The 2,505-nt window shown below is 70.2% G+C and carries 2 protein-coding genes and 1 pseudogene; all 3 read right to left on the bottom strand.

Annotation, left to right across the window (positions count from 1 at the left end; genetic code table 11):
- Nucleotides 1–809: CDP-diacylglycerol--serine O-phosphatidyltransferase (pssA, locus tag FXN61_RS48705; RefSeq protein WP_188136304.1), on the bottom strand; the 809-nt coding region annotated here is incomplete at its 3' end.
- Nucleotides 809–1,504: a phosphatidylserine decarboxylase gene (locus tag FXN61_RS48700; protein WP_167980534.1), complete on the bottom strand. Its 696-nt coding sequence runs from the start codon at nt 1,502–1,504 to the stop codon at nt 809–811. The genes FXN61_RS48700 and pssA, both read right to left, overlap by 1 nt.
- A 204-nt stretch (nt 1,505–1,708) precedes the next feature.
- A pseudogene (locus FXN61_RS48695) lies at nt 1,709–2,505 on the bottom strand (hypothetical protein); the annotation flags it as partial.

Here is a 2,505-nt window from a genome sequence, read left to right as displayed (position 1 = left end):
TGACGCAGGCCGAGGCGGCGCGCTGCCACGCCGTGCGCGCGCTTGATCGCACGACGTTCCACGCCCGTGACGGTCCAGGCCTCAGGGTGCTTGGACAGCCACATGTACCGGCGCACCGAGTACGGAAGATGGGCCAGGTACACGACCATCGCGATGATCAGCGCCACCAGCGGGAACGTGATGATCGCGGCGGCCAGCAGGCCGATGAGGACCAGCAGGGGTGCGACCGCGCGCGGCGGCACCTTCACGGTCTTCACGGACAGCGTGGGAATGCGCGAGACCAGCAGCATCGCGACGATGACCGTCCACACGCCGACGACGATCGGGTTGTTCCACCAGCCGTCGGTGCGCACCTGCTCTTCGATGATCAGGGGCAGCAGCAACAGCAGTCCGCCTGCCGGAGCGGGGACGCCGACGAAGAACTCCTTCGCGAACGGCGGCTGTTCCTTCTCCAGCAACGTGTTGAAGCGGGCCAGGCGGACCACCATGCAGACCGCGAAGATCAGCGCGATGACCCAGCCGGCGCGGCTGCCCTCGAACTTCCAGAGGTAGATCGCCAGCGCCGGCGCGACGCCGAACGAGATGGCGTCGGCCAGCGAGTCCAGCTCGGCGCCCATCTTCGACGTCGCGTCGAGCAGGCGGGCGATGCGGCCGTCCAGGCCGTCGAGCACAGCGGCGGCGGCGATGGCCGCGATGGCCGCGCCCCACATGCCGACGTTCGCGAAGTGCACGGCGGACAGGCCCGCGCTCATCGCGAGGACCGTGATCGCGTTCGGCAGCAGGCGAACGCCGGGCCCGCTGGGAGCCATCAGGCCTCCGGAAGCTCGGCGAGGACGGTCTCCCCACCGATGGTGCGCTGGCCGGCCTCGACCAGGACGCGGCTGCCGCGCGGCACGTAGAGGTCCACGCGCGAGCCGAAGCGGATCAGGCCGTAGGTCTGGCCGGCGGCGACCTTCTCGCCCTCGGAGACCTCGCACACGATGCGGCGGGCGACCAGACCGGCGATCTGCACGACGACGAGGTCGTGGCCGTTGACGGTGCGCAGCCACACGGTGTTGCGCTCGTTCTCCTCGGACGCCTTGTCGAGGTCGGCCGAGAGGAACTTGCCGGGGTGGTAGGAGACCTGGACGATCGCGCCGTCCGCGGGCACGCGCTGCACGTGCACGTCGAACACCGAGAGGAACACGCTGACGCGCGTCATCGGCTCGGAGCCGAGGCCGAGCTCAGCGGGCGGGACGGCGTCGACCACGTGCGAGACGGTGCCGTCGGCCGGGGCCACCGCGAGGTTCGGGCGGGTCGGCGTCACGCGCTTCGGCTCGCGGAAGAACCACGCCACCCAGGCCGTGACCAGGCCGAGGACGACGCCCAGCCGCTTGAAGCGCAGCCGGACCAGGAGGGTCGCGATCGCCGCGCCGGCGACGAACGGGCGTCCGGCCGGGTGCATCGGCGGCACCATGCCGCGCGCGAGTTCGAGGAAGTGAGAGACGGGCTTCTCGCTGCTCATCGTGTCTGTGGGTTCCGTAGCTTCCGTGGTTTGTCGGGCGGCATCACGCTACGCCAACACGCCAAACCGCCCATCAGGACTGCCGGAAAGGCAAGTGGCCGGTCGGCTCGTGCATCCCCCGACGAATGCACGCGCCGACCGGCACCTGCGGTCAGTGTAATCCCCGTCACATGGCGTGAACAACGTCGGTGGGTGAGCGTTCCGTCACAGTCCGTCCACGCCGATGGCCTGCAACCGGAGTCGCACTTCAGCGACCCGATTAGCGTCACGGACGGCGGGTGCGACGAGATCATCCGGGTAGATCGCAGCTCCGTCGGGCAGTCGCAGCACGAAAAACCCGCCCCAGTTGAGTTCCAGCGTCGCGCGCTTAGCCGTGACGAGCTGGTCCGCGACCGCGCACGCGAGGAGTTCCGTCACGGTTTCGACAGCTGCTTCGTGCACCTGCTCCGCGGTCAGCGACGCGTCCACCGGCGCCCCCGTCAGCTTGTGCAGCTCGCCGCGTTCCAACGCCGCCAGCACGTCGGTCAGCGTCTCGCCGACCTTGCTGACCCGGCCCGCATGCCGCAGTGCGTCGGCGTAGCGCCGCACGTGGGCGGGGCCGCTGAGCGAGACGAGCTGCTCCCACGTCGCGAGTGGTCCCTCCACACCTAGGAGATACGACGACGCCTCCGGCGGGAGGCCCGAGAGCAACGTCCAGCCGGGCCGCTCGTCGATCGCGATGTCGCCGCTGCTCAGCAAGGCCATGGTGGCCACCCGCTCGCGGATCGGCGGATGGCTGTCGAACACCGACGTCGATTCCCGCTCGGAGATCACGCGCTCCAGGTCGCGCAGCTCATGCACCCGCCGCGGGTGGTCCAGGTAGGAACGGAAGCCTTCGAGCAACGGCGGCGTGCGTCCAGCCATCAGCGCCAGCGACACGTAGGACGTCGAGTAGTCGCTCCACGCCGCGCTCACCGGTCCGCTGCGCAGCAACGCGCGCCGCGCCGCGTCCCGCCCGGCCG

Origin of the sequence: Lentzea indica (assembly GCF_012184385.1) — a bacterium.
In the GTDB taxonomy this organism is placed as follows: domain Bacteria; phylum Actinomycetota; class Actinomycetes; order Mycobacteriales; family Pseudonocardiaceae; genus Lentzea; species Lentzea indica.
The sequence above is the reverse complement of the archived record's forward strand: the minus strand, read 5'-3'. Positions and strand labels throughout refer to the sequence as shown.